Genomic DNA, 18882 nt, shown 5'->3' with positions numbered 1-18882 from the left:
AGGAAGCCCATGGCTGTCGACTACGCGGTGATCGTCGTCTATCTGGCCGGCATGCTCGCCATGGGCTGGTGGGGCATGCGCCGCGCCAAGTCCAAGAGCGAGTTCCTGGTGGCGGGCCGCAGGCTCGGCCCCTGGATGTACTCCGGGACCATGGCCGCCATCGTCCTCGGCGGCGCCTCGACCATCGGCGGCGTCGGCCTCGGCTACCGGCACGGCCTCTCCGGCGCCTGGATGGTCTTCGCCATCGGCCTCGGGCTGCTCGCCCTCTCCGTCTTCTTCTCGGCGAGGATCGCCCGGCTGAAGGTCTACACCGTCTCGGAGATGCTCGACCTGCGGTACGGCGGCCGGGCCGGGCTCATCTCGGGCATCGTGATGTGGGCGTACACCCTGATGCTCGCGGTCACCTCGACCATCGCGTACGCCACGATCTTCGACGTCCTCTTCGACCTGAACCGCACCGTCGCGATCATCCTGGGCGGCGCCATCGTCGTCGCGTACTCGACGCTCGGCGGCATGTGGTCCATCACGCTGACGGACATGGTGCAGTTCGTCGTCAAGACGATCGGGGTGCTGCTGCTCCTGCTGCCCATCGCGGTCGTCAAGGCGGGCGGGATCGGCGAGATGAAGGCGCGGCTTCCCGCCGAGTACTTCTCGCCGTTCGGCATCGGCGGCGAGACGATCTTCACGTACGTCCTGATCTACACCTTCGGCATGCTGATCGGACAGGACATCTGGCAACGGGTGTTCACCGCGCGCGGCGACAAGGTCGCGCGCTGGGGCGGCACCGTCGCCGGTACGTACTGTCTGGTGTACGCGCTGGCCGGCGCGGTCATCGGAACGGCCGCCAAGGTGCTCTACCCGAACCTGGGCAGCGCCGACGACGCCTTCGCGACCATCGTCAAGGACGAACTGCCCCTGGGCGTACGGGGGCTGGTGCTGGCCGCCGCGCTCGCCGCGGTGATGTCGACCTCCTCGGGCGCGCTGATCGCCTGCGCGACCGTGGCCAACAACGACATCTGGGCGCGGCTGCGCGGCGCCGTCGGCCGGGGCGGCGCGGACCAGGGGGAAGCGGGCCGTGGGGAGGTGGACGAGGTGCGCGGGAACCGGCTGTTCATCCTGGTCATGGGCATCGGCGTGATCGCCGTCGCCGTCGCGCTCAACAACGTGGTCGAGGCGCTGACCGTCGCGTACAACCTCCTCGTCGGCGGACTGCTCGTACCGATCCTCGGCGGGCTGCTGTGGCGGCGCGGCACGGTGTACGGGGCGCTGGCCGCCGTGGTCGTCGGCGGGGTGACGGTCGTGGGGCTGATGGCGGCGTACGGGATCCTCGCCAACCAGCCCATCTACTACGGCCTGCTGGCCTCCTTGGCCGCCTATGTGATCGTCAGTCTGGCAACGCGGCCGACGGACGAGGCGGTGCTCGCCGCGTGGCGCGCCCGGCTCGCGGGAGAGGCGCCGGAGGAGGCGGGGGAGCCCGCTGTCAGTGGGCTGGTCCATTCTTGAGACGGAAGCACTCCGGACAGAACCGCACAGGGCGACACGGAGTGCCGCAGAGAGATGCGTAACAGGCGTAACAGCCGTAACAGTCCCAGCACGTCACGCGGTACGGAACCGCACGCGGCGACACCCGGAAAGGCCCGACGATGAGCAGCAACGGACACCACGGACAGCACGGACACGAGGGGCACCCCAGCGGCCCGCGCGGGCCCGTCGACTCGTCCCGTGTCCCGAGGTACGCGGGGCCGGCCACCTTCGCCCGGCTGCCCCGGCTGGACGAGGTCGGCACGGCCGATGTCGCGGTCGTCGGCGTCCCCTTCGACACCGGGGTCTCCTACCGGCCGGGCGCCCGCTTCGGCGGTAACGCGATCCGGGAGGCGTCGCGGCTGCTGCGCCCGTACAACCCCGCGCAGGACGCCTCCCCGTTCGCGCTCGCGCAGGTCGCGGACGCCGGGGACATCGCCGCGAACCCGTTCGACATCAACGAGGCGGTCGACACCATCGAGGCGGCCGCCGACGACCTGCTGGGCACCGGCGCACGGCTGATGACCCTCGGCGGCGACCACACGATCGCGCTTCCCCTGCTCCGTTCGGTCGCGAAGCGGCACGGACCGGTCGCGCTGCTCCACTTCGACGCCCATCTGGACACCTGGGACACCTACTTCGGCGCGGAGTACACCCACGGCACCCCGTTCCGCCGGGCCGTCGAGGAGGGCATCCTCGACACGGAGGCGCTCTCGCACGTGGGGACGCGCGGCCCGCTCTACGGGAAGCGGGATCTGGACGAGGACGCCAGGATGGGGTTCGGGATCGTCACCTCCGCCGATGTGATGCGCCGGGGTGTGGACGAGATCGCGGACCAGCTGCGGCAGCGGATCGGGGACCGGCCGCTCTACATCTCCGTCGACATCGACGTCCTGGACCCGGCGCACGCACCGGGCACCGGCACGCCCGAGGCCGGCGGGCTGACCTCCAGAGAACTCCTGGAGATCATCCGGGGGCTGGCCTCCTGCCGGCTGGTCTCCGCCGACGTGGTGGAGGTCGCGCCCGCGTACGACCACGCGGAGATCACCTCGGTCGCAGCCTCGCACACGGCGTACGAGCTGACGACGGTCATGTCCCGCCAGATCGCCAGGACCGCACCGGTCGCCGACGGCGCCGAGAGCACTGCCGCGGAGGCGCGCTGATGCACGACCACGACCACGACGTGGTGCGCCTCACCCCCGAGCAGACCGCCGCGGCCCTCACCCCGCCGCCCGGCCGGCGCGGCGGCGATCTCGTCGTCGAGACGCTGTACGGGCTCGGCGCCACGACCGTCTTCGGCCTGCCGGGACAGCACGCCCTCGGCATGTTCGACGCCCTGCGCCGCTCCACGCTCCGCTACATAGGGCTGCGCGTCGAGAACAACGCGGGGTTCGCCGCCGACGCGTACGGCCGGGTCACCGGCGAGGTCGCCCCGCTGCTGCTCTCCACCGGACCCGGCGCCCTGACCTCGCTCGCCGCGCTCCAGGAGGCGGCGGCGGCCTCGGCGCCCGTGCTGGCGATCTCCAGCCAGATACCGGCGGCGGGCCTGGGCGGCGGGCGCCACGGCTATCTGCACGAACTCCGCGACCAGCAGGCGTCCTTCCGCGACATCGTCAAGTCCGTCCATCCCGTCCGGGCGGCCTCGCAGATCCCGTCCGCGCTCGCCGCCGCCTGGGAGTCCGCGCTCACCGCCCCGCACGGCCCGGTGTGGGTGGAGATCCCGCAGGACGTGCTGCTCGCGGAGGTCTCGCTGCCGGTCGTCACGGCGATGGACGCCACCCCGCGCCAGCTGCACCCGCGCCCCGAGCTGACCGCCGTCGCGGCGCAGGCGCTGTCGCACGCGGCCCGGCCGGTGATCATCGCGGGCGGCGGAGTGGTCCGGGCGGACGCCTCCGGCAAGCTGCGCGCGCTCGCGGAGAAGCTGGACGCGCCGGTCGTCACGACGGCCGGGGGCAAGGGCGCCTTCCCCTGGGAGCATCCGCTCTCCCTCCAGTCCTGGATGGAGGACCGGCACACCACGGACTTCCTGGAGGACGCGGACGTGCTGCTGGTGGTCGGCTCCGGGCTGGGCGAGCTGTCCTCGAACTACCACACCTTCCGCCCGCGCGGCCGGGTGATCCAGATCGAGGCGGACCTCGGCAAGCTGGAGTCCAACCATCCCGCGCTGGGCATCCACGCCGACGCCAGACTCGCGCTGTCCGCGTTGGTGGAGTCGGTGGACGAGCGTACGGACCTGGCCGCCGCCGTGTCCGTACGTACGGTGCTGGAACGCGTACGGGAGCGGATCGCGGCCCAGGACCTCACGCTGGAGCGGCGCGTGCTGGCCGCCGTCCGCGACGCCCTGCCCGCCACGTCCCCCAGCTTCTGGGACATGACGATCCTCGCCTACTGGGCCTGGTCCGCCTGGCCCGGCCCGATGCACTCGGGCCAGGGCGCGGGCGGCCTCGGGTACGGCTTCCCCGCCGCGCTCGGCGCGGCGGCGGCCGACCGTACGAAGCCGGTCCTGGCGGTGTCGGGGGACGGCGGCGCGATGTACTCCCTCGCGGAGCTGGCGACCGCCCGCCAGTACGACCTGCCGGTGACCTGGCTGATCGTGGACGACGGCGGCTACGGCATCCTCCGCGAGTACATGACGGACGCCTTCGGCGAGCCGACGGGGACGGAGCTGTCCCGGCCCGACTTCGTCGCCCTGGCCCGGTCCTTCGGCGTCCCCGCGGTCCGTACGGCACCGGAGTCCCTGCGCGAGGACTTGGCGAAGGCGCTCGCCGAGCCCGGCCCTTCCGTGGTCGTACTCCCCGCCCTGCTGCGGATGTTCGCCCCGACGCACCTGGACACCTGAGCGCCGGGTCCCGCTGGTCCGCAAGCGTGACCTGGACCCGTACAACCATTCGCCGACGCTGGTGAGTCATGTGTCAGTGAGCGTGCCGCGGGGTGCGTTCGCCGACACCCAGGGGGACGGGACACCGACATGACTCAGCAGTGGATATCAGGACCAGGACAGCGCCCGGGAAGCCCGGGAACTCAGGGAAGCCAGGGAGGCCAGGGAAGCCAGGGAAGCCAGGGAAAGGGTGTCTCCTCCCGGCGGGCCCGTGGCACGCTCTCCGTGGCGCTTGCCGCGGGCGTGCTCGTCCCGGTCGCGGCCGTCGCGGGAGCCACGCCCGCCGCCGCGGCCGCGCCCGCCGTCGTCTGCACCTCGGGGAAGGCGGGGCTCGCCGACCGGCTCACCAAGGACATCACCGCGGCGCTCAAGAACAGAACGTCCACGACCGCCGTCGGCGTCTTCGACCGTACGACGAAGACGACCTGCACCCTGCGGGCGACGCAGAAGTACGACTCCGCCAGTGTGGTCAAGGTGACCGTCCTCGCGACCCTGCTCTGGGACGCGAAGAAGACCAACCGCTATCTGACCCAGCGTGAGGTCGACCTCTCCACGGCCATGATCACCAAGTCGGACAACGCCGCGACCACCACCCTGTGGAAGCAGCTCGGCCTGACGAAGATCAAGGGCTTCCTCAAGGCCGCCGGCATGACCCTGACCGTCCCCGGCACGGGCGGATACTGGGGCCTCACGCAGATCACCGCGCAGGACGAGCAGAAGCTGCTCGCCCTGATCACCGCGAAGAACACCGTGCTCAGCGACAACTCGCGCGCCTTCATCCTGGAGCGGATGCGCAAGGTCGTCGCCTCCCAGCGCTGGGGCGTGCCCGCCGGGGCTCCGGCGACCGCCACCGTCCAGCTCAAGAACGGCTGGCTCTCCCGCTCCACCCACGGCTGGCGCGTGCACAGCGTCGGCGCGTTCACCGGCAAGGGGCACGACTACATGATCAGCGTGCTCACCCACGACAACAAGACGATGAACGACGGCGTCAACACCATCCAGGCCGTCGCGAAGGCGGTCCACAAGGATCTCAACCCGGTGGCGGCGAAGACGGGGGCCGCCGTCCACTCCGTACCGGAGACGCCGTACGAGGCCGTTCCGGCGACCCCGGAGAAGGCGGCGAGGGAGGCCGTTCCGGCGACGCGCTGACCCTTCCGCGCCGCTGGGGTGATCGCCTTGAGGCCCCTTGAGGTCTCTTGAAGCGGCCCCGATGCGAACGTATGTATGAGTCTCCGGTCCTAGGCCGGGTCTAGGACCGGAGACCCGTATTTGTTGCGGAGGGATGAAATCCGCCTTCGCCCGCGTTGGTGCATTCCGGCAGATCAGGACGTCCGGAAGGCGTCCGGGCGACGGGAGGCAGCAGTGGCGGGCGGGTCGGCAGAGCAGGGCTGGGCACGGCGGCTGGCCGGGTACGCGTGGCGGTATCGGCGCAATGTGGTCCTCGCGCTCGGATCGTCGCTGGCCGGCATGGCGGTGATGGCCCTTGTCCCGCTGATCACCAAGGTCGTCATCGACGACGTGATCGGCGCGGGACACCGCTCGCTGTTCGTCTGGACCGGGCTGCTCGTCGTCGCCGCGCTCGTCGTCTACGCGGCCACCTACATCCGCCGGTACTACGGCGGACGGCTCGCCCTCGACGTCCAGCACGACCTCCGTACGGAGATGTACACCACGATCTCCCGGCTCGACGGGCGCCGTCAGGACACCCTCTCCACCGGGCAGGTCATCGGCCGCGCCACCAGCGACCTCCAGCTCATCCAGGGGCTGCTCTTCATGTTGCCGATGACCATCGGCAACGTCCTGCTCTTCCTGATGTCGCTGGCGATCATGGCGTGGCTGTCGCCGCCGCTGACCCTGATAGCCGTGGCCGTCGCGCCCGCCCTCTGGTACATAGCCCGCCGCAGCCGCACCAAGCTGCACCCGGCCACCTGGTACGCCCAGTCGCAGGCCGGTGCCGTGGCCGGTGTCGTGGACGGCGCCGTCTCCGGCGTCCGCGTCGTCAAGGGCTTCGGCCAGGAGGACCAGGAGACCGGGAAGCTCCGCGAGGCCGGGCGCAAGCTGTTCGCCGGCCGGCTGCGGACCATCCGGCTCAACGCCCGCTACACCCCCGCGCTCCAGGCGGTCCCCGCGCTCGGGCAGGTCGCGATGCTCGCGCTCGGCGGCTGGCTGGCCACCCGGGGTCAGATCACCCTCGGCACGTTCGTCGCCTTCTCCACCTATCTGGCCCAGCTCGTCGGCCCCGTCAGGATGCTCGCCATGGTCCTGACCGTCGGCCAGCAGGCACGGGCCGGGGTGGAACGCGTACTGGAGCTGATCGACACCGAACCCACCCTCCAGGACGGGACGAAGGAGCTGCCGGCCGACGCGGAGGCGTCGGTCGAGTTCGACGACGTGTCCTTCGCGTACGAGGACGGCCGCCCCGTCCTCGACGGCTTCTCGCTGGAGCTGGCCCCCGGCGAGACCGTCGCCGTCGTCGGCGCCTCCGGCAGCGGCAAGTCCACGCTCTCGCTCCTGCTGCCCCGCTTCTACGACGTGACCCACGGCGCCGTCCTCGTCGGCGGCCGTGACGTCCGTGAACTCACCCTCGCCTCGCTGCGCGCCGCGATCGGCCTCGTGCCCGAGGACAGCTTCCTCTTCTCCGACACCGTCCGCGCCAACATCGCGTACGGCAAACCCGACGCCACCGACGAGGAGATCTTCCGGGCCACCCGCGCCGCCCAGGCCCACGGCTTCATCAGCGAACTGCCCGGCGGCTACGACACCAAGGTCGGCGAGCAGGGCCTCACGCTCTCGGGCGGCCAGCGCCAGCGCATCGCCCTCGCCCGCGCGATCCTCACCGACCCACGGCTGCTCGTCCTGGACGACGCCACCTCCGCCGTCGACTCCCGCGTGGAGCACGAGATCCACGAGGCGCTGCGCGCCGTGATGGCCGGGCGCACGACGCTGCTCATCGCCCACCGCCGCTCCACCCTCGGCCTGGCCGACCGGATCGCCGTACTGGACGCGGGACGCCTCTCCGACGTCGGTACGCACGAGGAACTCCAGCGGCGCTCCGCCCTCTACCGGCGGCTGCTGACCGAGCCCGACGAACTGGGCTCCACCTCGCCGGGGGGCGCCCGCGACGCCGCCGCGCCGGAGGGGGGAACGCCGGCCACGAGCGCGCCCGGGGAGCGTCTGCCGGAGGCGGGTCCGTCGCCGTCACCGGCGCGTACGAAGGACGGGTGTCCGGTGACGGACGGCTGCCCGGCGGACGACCTCGCCCTCCAGCAGGTCCAGCAGGAGATCGACGCCGAGTTCGACGCGGAGCGCGGCGTCACCCCCGCCCTGTGGGTACGGGACGAACTCGCCGCCGGTGCCCCGCCCGAGGCCGGCGCCACCCCCGAACTGCTCGCCCAGGTCGAGGCGCTGCCCCCGGCCACCGATGTCCCCGAGGTCGACGAGGCGCGCGCTGTCGCCGCCGAGGAGTCGTACGGGCTGCGCAGGCTGCTGCGCGGCTTCGGACTGCCGCTGCTGGCCAGCCTGGCGCTGGTCGCCGTGGACGCCGGGATGGGGCTGCTGCTGCCGGTCCTCATCCGGCACGGCATCGACCAGGGCGTCGAACAGCTCGCGCTCGGCGCCGTATGGGTGGCCGCCTCGCTCGGCCTGCTGACCGTACTGGTCCAGTGGGCGGCCCAGATCGGCGAGACCCGGAAGACCGGCCGCACCGGGGAAAGGATTCTCTACTCCCTGCGCCTGAAGATCTTCGCGCAACTCCAGCGGCTCGGACTCGACTACTACGAGCGCGAGCTGACCGGCCGGATCATGACCCGGATGACCACCGACGTCGACGCCCTGTCGACGTTCCTGCAGACCGGGCTGGTCACCGCGTTCGTCTCCGTCGTCACCTTCGCCGGCATTCTCGTCGTCCTGCTCGTCATCGACCTGGAGCTGGCGCTCGTCGTCTTCGCGACGCTGCCCGTGCTGATCATCGGCACGGTCTTCTTCCGCCGCAAGAGCGTCCAGGCGTACGAACTGGCGCGCGAGCGCATCAGTGTCGTCAACGCCGACCTCCAGGAGTCGGTGTCCGGGCTGCGGATCGTGCAGGCGTTCCGGCGCGAGGGCGACAGCGGCGAGCGCTTCGCCGGCCGCAGCGACCACTACCGCGCGGCCCGGGTGCGCGGCCAGTGGCTGATATCGGTCTACTTCCCCTTCGTCCAGCTCCTGTCGTCGGTGGCGGCGGCGGCCGTGCTGATCGTGGGCGCGGGCCGGGTGGAGGCGGGGACGCTGACCACGGGCGCGCTGGTCGCGTACCTCCTCTACATCGACCTGTTCTTCGCCCCCGTGCAGCAGCTCTCGCAGGTCTTCGACGGCTACCAGCAGGCGACCGTCTCGCTCGGCCGGATCCAGGAGCTGCTGCGGGAGCCGACGTCGACGGCGGCCCCGAAGAAGGCCCTCGACGTGCTGTCGCTGCGCGGGGAGATCACCTTCGAGGACGTCCACTTCGCCTACCAGGGCGAGGAGGCGGAGGCCGGAGCGGCGGGCGACGTGACGGCGGGCGACGCAACGGCAGCCGGCGTCGCTGCGGGCGGCGTCACGGCGAGCGGCTCGGGGGAGGCCGCTCTCACCGGGGTCGACCTGCGCATACCGGCCGGGCAGACGGTCGCCTTCGTCGGTGAGACCGGCGCCGGCAAGTCGACGCTCGTCAAGCTGGTCGCCCGGTTCTACGATCCGACCGGTGGCCGGGTCACGGCCGACGGCACCGATCTGCGCGACCTGGACCTGACGGCGTACCGGCGCCGGCTCGGCGTCGTCCCGCAGGAGGCGTACCTCTTCGTCGGTACGGTCCGCGACGCCATCGCGTACGGGCGCCCCGAGGCGACCGACGCGGAGGTGGAAGCCGCGGCGCGCGCGGTCGGCGCGCACGAGATGATCGCCACCCTGGACGGCGGCTATCTGCACGAGGTCGCCGAGCGCGGCCGTAACCTCTCGGCCGGGCAGCGCCAGCTCATCGCCCTCGCCCGCGCCGAACTGGTCGACCCGGACATCCTGCTGCTGGACGAGGCGACCGCCGCCCTGGACCTTGCCAGCGAGGCGCTGGTCAACCAGGCGACCGACCGGCTCGCGGGGCGCCGTACGACACTGGTCGTCGCGCACCGGCTGACCACGGCGGCGCGCGCGGACCGGGTGATCGTCATGGACCACGGGCAGGTCGTGGAGGACGGCACGCACGAGGAACTGCTCGCGCTGGACGGCCGGTACACGCGGCTGTGGCGGAGCTTCATCGGGGAGGAGGAGCCCGCGGTCGTCTCGTGAGGCGCCCGGCCGGAGGCTCGGCCACGGTGACCTACGAGCCCGCCGCGGTCCACGGGTCCTCCGTGGCCTCCGGCACCTCCGTGCCTCCGTGGCCTCTACGGCCTACGGGACCTCCGTAGCCCCTGTAGCCCCTGTAGCCCCTGCGGCCCCTGCGGGCCCCGGGCGCTCCACTGCCTCTGCAACCATCCGGACCACCCCGGGCGTCGTACGTACGTACGCATGGCAACTCTTGGGGGAATGGGTGTTCGGATTCAACGGCGGCGGCAGAGTGCCCAAGGTGCTGCTGCACGGCCTCGTGACGCTGACCGCCACAGGCGCCCTCGTGGTGGGCGCCTCCGGCGCGCAGGGCGCCGAGGCCGCGTCCGTCTGTTCGGGGCGGCCGGAGAAGAAGGTGGCGTTCGCCACCGGCGAGCTGCGCATCTACAAGGCGCGCGGCTACGCCTGCGCGATCACCGTCGCCAAGAACCCGGGCAAGAAGCGCGCCATGTCGGTCAGTCTCCAGCCGCGCGGCGGGAACCCCGTGGTGGACAGCGGGAGTTACACACGTCAGGCGGGGCCGGTCACGGTGCACGCGCTGAACCGCTGCGTACGGGCCACCGGCGTGGTCTCGGGGAAGAAGGGCTCCACGGGCTGGATCCTCTGCTGACCCCGCGGACGTCCCGCTCCTCCGCTGTCCGGGGGGTGACCGGCCGTCAGACCGAGAGGTGCGGGTCTGGCGGGTCGGGTGCCGATCCGGTTAAGTTCACGGCGTCTGTCATGAACACAGGGAGCGTGAATGCGCAAGGCGCTGAGATGGGTGTTGTCGCTCGTACTGGTCATAGGCACCGTGACCACGGCAAGCGTGGCCACGGCCAACGCCGCCACGGCCACCGCGGCCGCACCGGAAGCGGCCACCGCCGCCACCGACATCAAGGACCGTATCCTCGCGATCCCGGGGATGAGCCTGATCCAGGAGAAGCCGTACGAGGGGTACCGCTACTTCGTTCTCAACTACACGCAGCCGGTCGATCACCGGAATCCGTCCAAGGGCACCTTCCAGCAGCGCCTCACTCTGCTGCACAAGGACACCAGCCGCCCCACGGTCTTCTTCACCAGCGGCTACAACGTCTCCACCAACCCGAGCCGCAGCGAGCCGACCCGGATCGTCGACGGCAACCAGGTCTCGCTGGAGTACCGCTTCTTCACCCCGTCCCGGCCGCAGCCGGCGGACTGGTCGAAGCTGACGATCTGGCAGGCGGCCAGTGACCAGCACCGGATCTTCACCGCGCTGAAGAAGATCTACGACAAGAAGTGGCTCGCCACGGGTGGTTCCAAGGGCGGCATGACCGCCACGTACTACGAGCGCTTCTACCCGCGCGACATGGACGGCGTCGTCGCGTACGTCGCGCCCAACGACGTGGTCAACAAGGAGGACTCGGCGTACGACCGGTTCTTCGAGCGCGTGGGCACCAAGGAGTGCCGCGACCGGCTCAACGCCGTGCAGCGCGAGGCGCTCGTCCGGCGCGCGCCGCTGGAGAAGCGCTACCAGGAGTGGGCGGAGGCCGAGGGCGCGACCTTCACGACGGTCGGCTCCCTCGACCGGGCGTACGAAGCCGTGGTCCTCGACTTCGTCTGGGCCTTCTGGCAGTACAGCTCGGAGTCGGACTGCCAGTACATCCCGCCGGCCACCGCCTCCGACCAGGAGATCTACGACATCATCGACTCGATCTCCGGGTTCTCCTTCTACACGGACCAGGGGCTGGAGCCGTACACGCCGTACTACTACCAGGCGGGTACCGAGCTGGGCTCGCCCACCATCAAGCTGCCGCACCTGGGCAAGCTGAGCCGGTACGGGTACCAGCCGCCGCGGAACTTCGTGCCGCGCTCCATCCCGATGCGGTTCAACCCGCTGGCGATGCCCGCCGTCGACAGCTGGGTCCGCCACCACGCGAACCAGATGCTGTTCGTGTACGGACAGAACGACCCGTGGGGCGCCGAGCAATTCCGCCTGGGCAAGGGCGCGCGCGACAGCTACGTGTACGTGGCGCCGGGTGCCAACCACGGTGCCAATGTCGCCGGTCTCGTGCCCGCCGAGCAGGCGAAGGCCACGGCCAGGATCCTGGAGTGGGCGGGCGTCGCCCCGGCCGCCGTCCAGAAGGACGCGGCGAAGGCGAAGCCGCTGGCGCCGTTCGACAGCAAGCTCGACAAGCAGAAGGTGCAGCGGGAGCACGCGCTGCGCCCGTAAGCCGTAAGCCCGTAAGGCATTGAGCCCATGGACGTGGGGTGCCCGGTCGGCCGTCAACCGCCGGCCGCGCACCCCATGTTCCGTCTCCGCCCCCCCGTCAGTAACTCAGCCCATGGCCGATCGGGTACAGCACCCGCGCCGGATCGTCCGCGTGCTGTACGGGCACGGGCAGCAGCCCCCTGGGCCGGACGCGGCCCGCGATCACCCGTGCCGCGCCGCGCAGTTCGACATCCGTCCAGGAGTACGTGGCGAGGGAGGCGGCGACGCCGGAGAGCCGCGCGATGTCGTACGGGTTGCGGATCGCGACCGTCACGACCGGCACCCCGGTCGCGGCCAGCGCGCTGACCAGCGTGCGCTGCGAGCTGGTGGCCGAGACGTTGTACGTGGCGACCACGACCGCGTCCTTGCCCCGCGTGCCCGCCACCGCCTCGTCGATCTTCGCGGCGGTCGGCGCCGTACCCGTGGACAGTGCCGTGGCGCTGAAGCCCAGCTCGTTCAGGGCAGTGGCGAGGACCGTGGTCGGCGGCCCGGTCGTCCCGGAGGGCGAGGCCGGATCGGCGCCGACGACCAGGACGTTCCGCTCCCGGCGGCGGCTCAGGGGCAGCAGCCCGCGCTCGTTGGTGAGCAGGGTGGTCGTGGAGTCGGCGATCCGGTCGGCGGCGGCGAGGTGGGCGCGGGTGCCGACCGTACGGTCCACGTCGCGGCCGGTGACGTACGGATCGCGGAACAGCCCGAGCCGCTCCTTGAGTTCGAGGATCCGCAGAACCGATTCCTCGATGCGGCGGACGGAGAGTTCGCCGTCCTTGACCGCCGTCAGGACCGCGTTCCAGGCGAGGTCCAGATGGGGCGGGTTGAGCAGCTGGTCCACGCCCGCCTTGAGCGCGAGGACCGGGACACGGGCGTCGCCGTACTTCTGCCGTACGCCCTCCATGCCGAGCGCGTCGGTGACCACCACCCCGTCGTAGCCGAGCTGTTCGCGCAGGACGCCGGTGACGATGGGGCGGGAGAGGGTCGCCGGGTCCTCGCTCGGGTCCAGGGCCGGGACGACGATGTGCGCGGTCATGATCGAGGTGACACCGGCGGCGATCGCCGCGCGGAACGGCGGGGCGTCCAGTTCCGTCCACTGCGCGCGCGTGTGGTGGATCGTGGGGAGGGAGTAGTGGCTGTCGTCCTTGGTGTCGCCGTGGCCCGGGAAGTGCTTGGCGGCGGTGGCGATTCCGGCGCTCTGATATCCCGTCACCTGGGCGGCGACCATTCCGGCCACGGCCTGCGGGTCGGCGCCGAAGGACCGTACGCCGATGACCGGGTTGGCCGGGTTGACGTTGACGTCCGCGTCGGGCGCGTAGTTCTGGTTGATGCCCATCGCGGCCAGCTCCGCCCCGGCGATCCGGGCGGCCTCGCGGGCGGCGGAGCGCGAACGGGAGGCGCCGAGCGCCATCGCGCCCGGCAGCAAGGTGGCGGGCTTGCCGACCCGGGCGACGATGCCGTGCTCCTGGTCGGTGGCGACGAGGAGCGGAACGGGGGTGCGCTGGGCCAGGCCGGCCCGCTGGATGCCGTTGGAGAGCCCGGCGATCTGGTGCGGATCGCGGGTGTTGTGCGCCCAGGCGAAGTAGATGATGCCGCCGACGTGGTACGTGGAGATCAGCTCGGCGGCGGTGCGGACGCCGATCTCGGCGAGGTTGGCGTCGATGTCGGCCTGGTCGGGAGCGGTGGCGGAGTGCCCGTACACCCGCATGACGAAGAGCTGGCCGACCTTCTCCTCCAGGCTCATCCGGGCGACGAGGCGGCGGAGCCGGTCACGGGCGACGGTGGGGGTGCGGGCGGCGACGGGGGGTGCGGCAGCGGCTGTGGTGGTAACGGCAGCCGCCGCTACGGCGGTTGCGGTGAGGAGGGTGCGTCTGGAGATGGTCCGGTCGTGCACAGGTGCTCCTTCCGGCCGTGTGCTGCGAGGGAAGTGAAGGAAACTTCCAGGGATTCACGGTTATCCGGAAAGTAACTGCCGGTCAAGAGATCTGCCACCCAAGTAGTTCCGCGGGCCCTACGGGCCTTGTGAGCCTTTCGGGCCCTGCAGGCCTTACGGGACCTACGGGATCTACGGAACCGGTTCCGGTGCGACGGCAGGGGCGGCAGGGGCGGCAGGGGCGGCGACGCCCGGCCAGTGGCGCCGCAACGCGTCCACCGCCGCCGTGACGGCCGGGCGTCGCGCGGCGCCGGTGCGCCACAGGGCGTACAGCCGGCGCATCGGCACCGGATCCAGGGCGACCGCCCGTACCCCCTCGGGCAGCGGCCCGCGCCCCAGCCGGGGGAGCACGGCGACGCCGAGCCCGGCCGCCACCAGGGCGAGCTGGGTGTGGTTCTCCTCGGCCTGGTGCGCGAGATCCGGCTCGCAGCCGGCCGCCCGCAGCGTACGGACCAGCCAGTCGTGGCAGACCGTGCCCGGCGGCTGGCAGATCCAGCGCTCGCCCGACAGGTCCTCCCTGCGTATGGAGGAACGCGCCGCCAGGGGATGCGAGGCGTGGACGAGCAGGTCGCAGGGGTCCTCCCCGATGACCGCCTGCTCCACACCCTCGGGGGCGGGCAGCGGGGCGATGTCCCAGTCGTGGGCGACGGCGAGGTCGAGGGCGCCCCGGGCGACCAGGTCGACGGAGAGGTGCGGGTCGATCTCACGGAGCCGGACGTCGAGGGTGGGGTGGAGCGTGGCCAGCTCCGCCAGCACGCCGGGGAGCAGCCCGCGCGCCGAGGTGGCGAACGCGCCGACGACGAGCCGCCCGGTCGGCTGTCCCCTGCGCTCCTCCAGGGAGGTCTCGGCGCGCTCGACGATGGCGAGTAGTTCCTCGGCGGTGGCGGCGAGATGCCGGGCCTCGTCCGTGAGCGCGACCCCGCGCCCGCGCCGCTCCAGCAGGGTCGTGCGGGTCTCCCGCTCCAACTTGGTGATCTGCTGCGACACGGCCGAGGGGGTGTAGCCGAGGGCGGAGGCGGCGGCCGCCACGGAGCCGTGCACGGAGACGGCGTGCAGGGCGCGCAGCCGGGCCAGATCGAGCATGGTCGCCTCCCGGGAAGCGGAATCGTCACCAAAAGCGTAAGGAACGCTCAATTCAACCATCGGCGGATCCGTACGCGCGCTACATGATCGTGGCCGGTTCGACAGAGCCGGTGACGGCACCGGCCCTGCCGCCGCCGCTGTCGCTGCCCCTGTCGAGGACTGGCGGGCCCACAGTCTCCGGCGCCCGCCGGAACGCGTGCCGGTACGCGTGCGGGCTCGTCCCCACGAGGCGCTTGAAACGGTCACGGAAGGCGGTCGGCGAGCCGAAGCCGACCCGCGAGGCGATCCGGTCGACGGGGTGCCCGGTCGTCTCCAGCAGATACTGCGCCTCACGGATCCGGGCCCGGTGCAGCCACTGGAGCGGCGTGGTCCCGGTCTGCTCGCGGAAGCGCCGGTTGAGGGTACGGGTGCTCATGCCGGCCCGGTCGGCGATGTCGTCGAGCGTCAGATCCTGTCCCGCGTTCTCCTCCAGCCAGTGCAGCAGTGGCTCCAGGGCCGACCCCTGGGGCGCCGGGGGTCGGGTGTGGACGATGAACTGGGCCTGTCCGCCGTCGCGTTCGAGCGGCATCACGGACAGCCGCGCGGCGTCGGCCGCCACCGCCGAACCATGGTCCCGCCGGATGATGTGGAGACAGAGATCGAGCCCCGCGGCGGCCCCGGCCGAGGTCAGGAACTGCCCGTTGTCCACGTACAGCACCGCGGCGTCCACCTCGACCGCTGGGTACCGCTCGGCCAGCGTCGGGGCGGCGGCCCAGTGCGTGGTGGCCCGTAGCCCGTCCAGCAGCCCGGTGGCGGCGAGTGTGAACGCCCCGGCGCAGATCGAGACGATACGGGTGCCCCCTGCCGCCGCCCGCCGCAGCGCGTCCAGGACCTCCTCGGGTACGGGCGCGGTCGGATCGGCGACCCCCGGCAGCACGATCGTGTCGGCCTCGGCAAGCGCCTCCAGCCCCCACGGCGCCCGCAGCGTGAAGACCCCGGCGTCGACCTCCTCGCCCGCGTCGCCCGCGGCGCAGATCCGTACCTCGTAGGCGGCGCTGCCATCGGGCAGCCGGGTACGGGAGAAGACCTCGATGGGGGTGGCGAGGTCGAAGGCGATGACTCCGTCGAGCGCGAGGACGGCCAAGGTGTGCATGGCAAAAACGTAGAGGGCCAACGGATTGTCGCCACCTCCGGGTATCCCGGGCGCACCTTCTGCCCTAAGCGCACCCTCTGCCCCAAGCACGCCCTCTGCCCCAGGTGCTCCTGGCGCCTCCCGTGGCGTGGCAGGAATCCGTTGACACCTGGCACTCCGGCCACTGTCCGGGGTTCCGGCGGCTGACTAGCGTCGGCAGCGGCGCTCCGCCGGCCACGCGGGCTCCCTGAGGCGCCGACGGCGCCCGCCCACTCCGCCCACTCCGCCCACTTCACCCACCCTGACCGACCCGCACCCACCGCCCCGGCGCTCGCCGGCCACATCCCACGGACCACAGTCATGACCAAGCTCCTCCTCTCCCTGCACGTCATCGCGGCGATCGTCGCCATAGGCCCGGTCACGGTGGCGGCCAGCATGTTCCCGCCCGCCGTGCGCCGCGCGAGCGCCGCACCGGGCGACCGGGACGCCTGGGCGAACGTCACCGTGCTGCACCGCATCTGCCGTGCGTACGCGGTGGCCGGCGTCGCCGTCCCCGTCTTCGGGTTGGCCACGGCGAAGAACATGGGCGTCCTGGGAGACACCTGGCTGATCGTCTCCATGGCCCTGACCCTCGTGGCGGCGGTGGTCCTGGGCGCGTTGGTCCTTCCGCGCCAAAGCGCCCTCCTGGAGATGGCGACCCCCGCCGGGAGCCTCGCCCCCGCCGCCTCAGGCGGCTCCGCCCCGCCCGCGGCGGGAGACGAGAACTCGATTGCGGTGCCGAAGTCCGCGACGGCTCAACTCGCCATGTTCACCGGCATCTTCAACCTGCTGTGGGCAGTGGTCACCATCCTGATGATCATCCGGCCGGGCTCGACAACGGGCGCGTGACCGCGGGCCGGGTGCCGCTCAGCGGTTCTTGCGCATCAGCCCCTCCGGTGCTCGCGTATCAGCCCCTCCAGATAGGCCCGCCCCGGCGCCAGCAGGGCGGGGAGGTCCGCCGCCTGCGGGTACCAGCGCTTCTCGTACTCCCAGCAGACCCAGGTGCTGTCGTCGAGCAGGGCCAGGCACTCGCCCAGCGGCAGCACCCCGGCTCCCAGGGGCAGCGGCGTCTTGTCCTCGGCCGAGGCGATGTCCTTCACCTGGACGTAGCCCAGGTGCGGGGCGAGTATGCCGTGGGTGGTGATCGGGGACTCGCCGCCCAGCCAGGTGTGCATCACGTCCCAGAGCACCCCCACCTGCTGGTGTCCGACCGGGCCCAGCACGCGCGCCGCGTCCTTGCCCGTGCGGTGCGAGTCATGGGTCTCCAGCAGGATCCGTACGCCGTAGTCCGTGGCCGTCTCCGCGGCGGCGGCCAACCGCCGCGCCGCCAGGGTGTCCGCCTCGTCGGCGGTCTGGTCGCCGCCGCCGGGGAAGACCCGGATGAACGGGGCGCCGAGATCCCGTGCCAGGGAGAGCAGTTCGTCCAACTCCTGGCGCAACTGGTCCTCGTCCACGTCCGCCTTGGCCACCCGGGCGTACCCGGCCAGCCCCACTATCTCGATGCCGGCCCGCTCGAACTCCTCGACCACCAGGGCACGGTCGCGGCGGCCCATGCCCCGGTGCACCGGTTCCTCCGGGTGGGTCCGCAGCTCGACTCCCTGATAGCCGGATGCGGCGGCGAGGGCGACGACCTCGGGGATGGGCAGGCCCGGGATTCCGAGGGTGGAGAAAGCGAACTTCACTGTGGTGTTCCTTTCTGGCGGGTGGTGGCTCCTTCCTTGAGAAGAAGGTGCCAGTCCTGGCCTATCAGGTCCGCCCCGTACGAGTGGTGCGGTTGCTCTGCGACGAGGGTGAATCCGGCGCGCTGATAGAGGGTGCGGGCGGCGGAGAGGACGTCATTGGTCCAGAGCGTCAGTTCCTCATACCCCGCCGAGCGGGCGAAATCCACCACCGCGCCGATCAGGCGTTCGCCCAGCCTGTGGCCCCGGGCCTGGGGCTCGACGAGGAGCAGACGGAGTCTGGCGGTCACCGGCCCGCCGTCGTCGCCCCGTATGCCCGGCTCGTCGTCCCGCACGCACATGATCGAGCCCACCGGTATTCCGTCCAGCTCGGCGACCCACACCCGCTCCAGCCGTGGGTCGTGGTTCTGGGCGAAGTCCGCGACGATCCGGGCGACGAGCCCTTCGAACTCCGTGTTGAAGCCGTACTCCGCCGCGTACACCGCGCCGTGGCGCTGCACGATCCAGCCCAGCTCGCCCGGCGCGGGCTCGCGCAGAACGGCCGTGCCCCGCCTGCCGGGGGCTTTGGTCCCGTCCGTGCCGAGGATGTCCCGTACCGTACGCATCGCGTCGGCGAGCTCGGGCCGGCGCCCCGGCTCGACCCGGTCGAGCAGTGTGCCCACGGCCTCCCGCGAGCGCTCGTCCAGCAGCTCCGCGGTTTCGCGCCCCCGCGAGGTGAGGGTGATCCGCTGCCGTCGCGCGTCCTCCTCGGAGGGTGCGCGGCCGACCAGGCCGTCCCGCTCGAATTTGGTCAGCAGTCTGCTCAGATATCCGGCGTCGAGCGACAGCTCGGCCCGCAGATCGGCCGCGTCGGTCCGCGGTGCGTGCGCCAGCTCGTACAGCACTCGCGACTCGGTGAGGGTGTACGGCGTGTACAGGTGCTTGCCGTAGTCGAGCGCACCGATCAAATTCGTGTAAAAGCGGTTGAACTCACGCATTTCCTGCACGGCCATGGCAACCCCATCTCCGGACGCTCGCCGGCCCTCGATCTTTGACTGAGTCAACGCTAGGCCTGGCCGCCGGTGCCCGGCAAGCCTTCTCGGAGCTTTTGGCGTC

13 protein-coding genes are annotated in these 18882 nt (G+C 71.7%); 8 read left to right on the top strand and 5 right to left on the bottom strand.

What is annotated here, in order from left to right; all coding sequences use genetic code 11:
- Nucleotides 1-9: 9 nt before the first annotated feature.
- From ACFXKG_RS07835 to ACFXKG_RS07805, 7 genes are all read left to right on the top strand, one after another.
- Nucleotides 10-1503, top strand: coding sequence for a sodium:solute symporter (locus ACFXKG_RS07835; RefSeq protein WP_384834038.1), 1494 nt, complete (start codon nucleotides 10-12; stop codon nucleotides 1501-1503).
- A gap of 140 nt (nucleotides 1504-1643) precedes the next feature.
- Nucleotides 1644-2684, top strand: a complete 1041-nt coding sequence (speB, locus tag ACFXKG_RS07830; RefSeq protein ID WP_384834035.1) for an agmatinase — start codon at nucleotides 1644-1646, stop codon at nucleotides 2682-2684.
- Nucleotides 2684-4360 (top strand): thiamine pyrophosphate-binding protein, encoded by a 1677-nt coding sequence (locus tag ACFXKG_RS07825; RefSeq protein ID WP_384834033.1) that lies wholly within the window; start codon nucleotides 2684-2686, stop codon nucleotides 4358-4360. Before speB ends, ACFXKG_RS07825 begins: the two co-directional genes overlap by 1 nt.
- Before the next feature lie 264 nt (nucleotides 4361-4624).
- Nucleotides 4625-5548 (top strand): serine hydrolase, encoded by a 924-nt coding sequence (locus ACFXKG_RS07820; protein WP_384834030.1) that lies wholly within the window; start codon nucleotides 4625-4627, stop codon nucleotides 5546-5548.
- A 213-nt stretch (nucleotides 5549-5761) separates the two neighbouring features.
- Nucleotides 5762-9691 carry an ABC transporter ATP-binding protein gene (locus ACFXKG_RS07815; RefSeq protein WP_384834027.1) on the top strand — a complete coding sequence of 1310 codons (3930 nt, stop codon included), beginning with the start codon at nucleotides 5762-5764 and terminating at the stop codon, nucleotides 9689-9691.
- Nucleotides 9692-9986: 295 nt separating this feature from the next.
- On the top strand, nucleotides 9987-10337 hold the full coding sequence (locus tag ACFXKG_RS07810) for a hypothetical protein (protein ID WP_384834509.1): 351 nt from the start codon (nucleotides 9987-9989) through the stop codon (nucleotides 10335-10337).
- A 129-nt stretch (nucleotides 10338-10466) separates the two neighbouring features.
- On the top strand, nucleotides 10467-11915 hold the full coding sequence (locus ACFXKG_RS07805; protein ID WP_384834024.1) for a S28 family serine protease: 1449 nt from the start codon (nucleotides 10467-10469) through the stop codon (nucleotides 11913-11915).
- Between the two features lie 97 nt (nucleotides 11916-12012).
- Here ACFXKG_RS07805 and ACFXKG_RS07800 read toward each other — a convergent pair whose 3' ends face one another.
- The 3 genes from ACFXKG_RS07800 to ACFXKG_RS07790 all read right to left on the bottom strand — a co-directional run bounded on the left by ACFXKG_RS07800 (nucleotide 12013) and on the right by ACFXKG_RS07790 (nucleotide 16090).
- Nucleotides 12013-13836 carry a glycoside hydrolase family 3 protein gene (locus ACFXKG_RS07800; RefSeq protein ID WP_384834022.1) on the bottom strand — a complete coding sequence of 608 codons (1824 nt, stop codon included), beginning with the start codon at nucleotides 13834-13836 and terminating at the stop codon, nucleotides 12013-12015.
- 171 nt (nucleotides 13837-14007) lie between these two features.
- The gene (locus ACFXKG_RS07795) at nucleotides 14008-14958 is read right to left on the bottom strand and encodes a LysR family transcriptional regulator (protein ID WP_384834018.1); all 951 of its coding nucleotides are present in this window, start codon (nucleotides 14956-14958) and stop codon (nucleotides 14008-14010) included.
- A gap of 79 nt (nucleotides 14959-15037) precedes the next feature.
- Entirely contained in the window at nucleotides 15038-16090 is a 1053-nt protein-coding gene (locus ACFXKG_RS07790; RefSeq protein WP_384834015.1) for a GlxA family transcriptional regulator, read from the bottom strand.
- Between the two features lie 339 nt (nucleotides 16091-16429).
- Here ACFXKG_RS07790 and ACFXKG_RS07785 point away from each other — a divergent pair, with 339 nt between their 5' ends.
- Nucleotides 16430-16957: a hypothetical protein gene (locus tag ACFXKG_RS07785; RefSeq protein WP_384834012.1), complete on the top strand. Its 528-nt coding sequence runs from the start codon at nucleotides 16430-16432 to the stop codon at nucleotides 16955-16957.
- 35 nt (nucleotides 16958-16992) lie between these two features.
- Here ACFXKG_RS07785 and ACFXKG_RS07780 read toward each other — a convergent pair whose 3' ends face one another.
- Together ACFXKG_RS07780 and ACFXKG_RS07775 are read right to left on the bottom strand one after the other, a co-directional pair.
- Nucleotides 16993-17790 carry a sugar phosphate isomerase/epimerase family protein gene (locus ACFXKG_RS07780; RefSeq protein WP_384834009.1) on the bottom strand — a complete coding sequence of 266 codons (798 nt, stop codon included), beginning with the start codon at nucleotides 17788-17790 and terminating at the stop codon, nucleotides 16993-16995.
- Nucleotides 17787-18779 (bottom strand): GNAT family N-acetyltransferase, encoded by a 993-nt coding sequence (locus ACFXKG_RS07775; RefSeq protein ID WP_384834006.1) that lies wholly within the window; start codon nucleotides 18777-18779, stop codon nucleotides 17787-17789. Before ACFXKG_RS07775 ends, ACFXKG_RS07780 begins: the two co-directional genes overlap by 4 nt.
- Nucleotides 18780-18882 lie beyond the last annotated feature (103 nt).

The sequence above is a fragment of the Streptomyces sp. NPDC059255 genome (assembly GCF_042752355.1).
Lineage (GTDB): Bacteria > Actinomycetota > Actinomycetes > Streptomycetales > Streptomycetaceae > Streptomyces.
Note: the sequence above shows the minus strand (reverse complement) of the source record. Positions and strands in the feature narration are given on the sequence as shown.

Bases quoted from the DNA above. Each gene is read 5' to 3' on its own strand.
- ACFXKG_RS07835 (WP_384834038.1), top strand. From the start codon at position 10: ATGGCTGTCGACTACGCGGTGATCGTCGTCTATCTGGCCGGCATGCTC.
- speB (WP_384834035.1), top strand. From the start codon at position 1,644: ATGAGCAGCAACGGACACCACGGACAGCACGGACACGAGGGGCACCCC.
- ACFXKG_RS07825 (WP_384834033.1), top strand. From the start codon at position 2,684: ATGCACGACCACGACCACGACGTGGTGCGCCTCACCCCCGAGCAGACC.
- ACFXKG_RS07805 (WP_384834024.1), top strand. From the start codon at position 10,467: ATGCGCAAGGCGCTGAGATGGGTGTTGTCGCTCGTACTGGTCATAGGC.
- ACFXKG_RS07795 (WP_384834018.1), bottom strand. From the start codon at position 14,958: ATGCTCGATCTGGCCCGGCTGCGCGCCCTGCACGCCGTCTCCGTGCAC.
- ACFXKG_RS07790 (WP_384834015.1), bottom strand. From the start codon at position 16,090: ATGCACACCTTGGCCGTCCTCGCGCTCGACGGAGTCATCGCCTTCGAC.
- ACFXKG_RS07785 (WP_384834012.1), top strand. From the start codon at position 16,430: ATGACCAAGCTCCTCCTCTCCCTGCACGTCATCGCGGCGATCGTCGCC.
- ACFXKG_RS07775 (WP_384834006.1), bottom strand. From the start codon at position 18,779: ATGGCCGTGCAGGAAATGCGTGAGTTCAACCGCTTTTACACGAATTTG.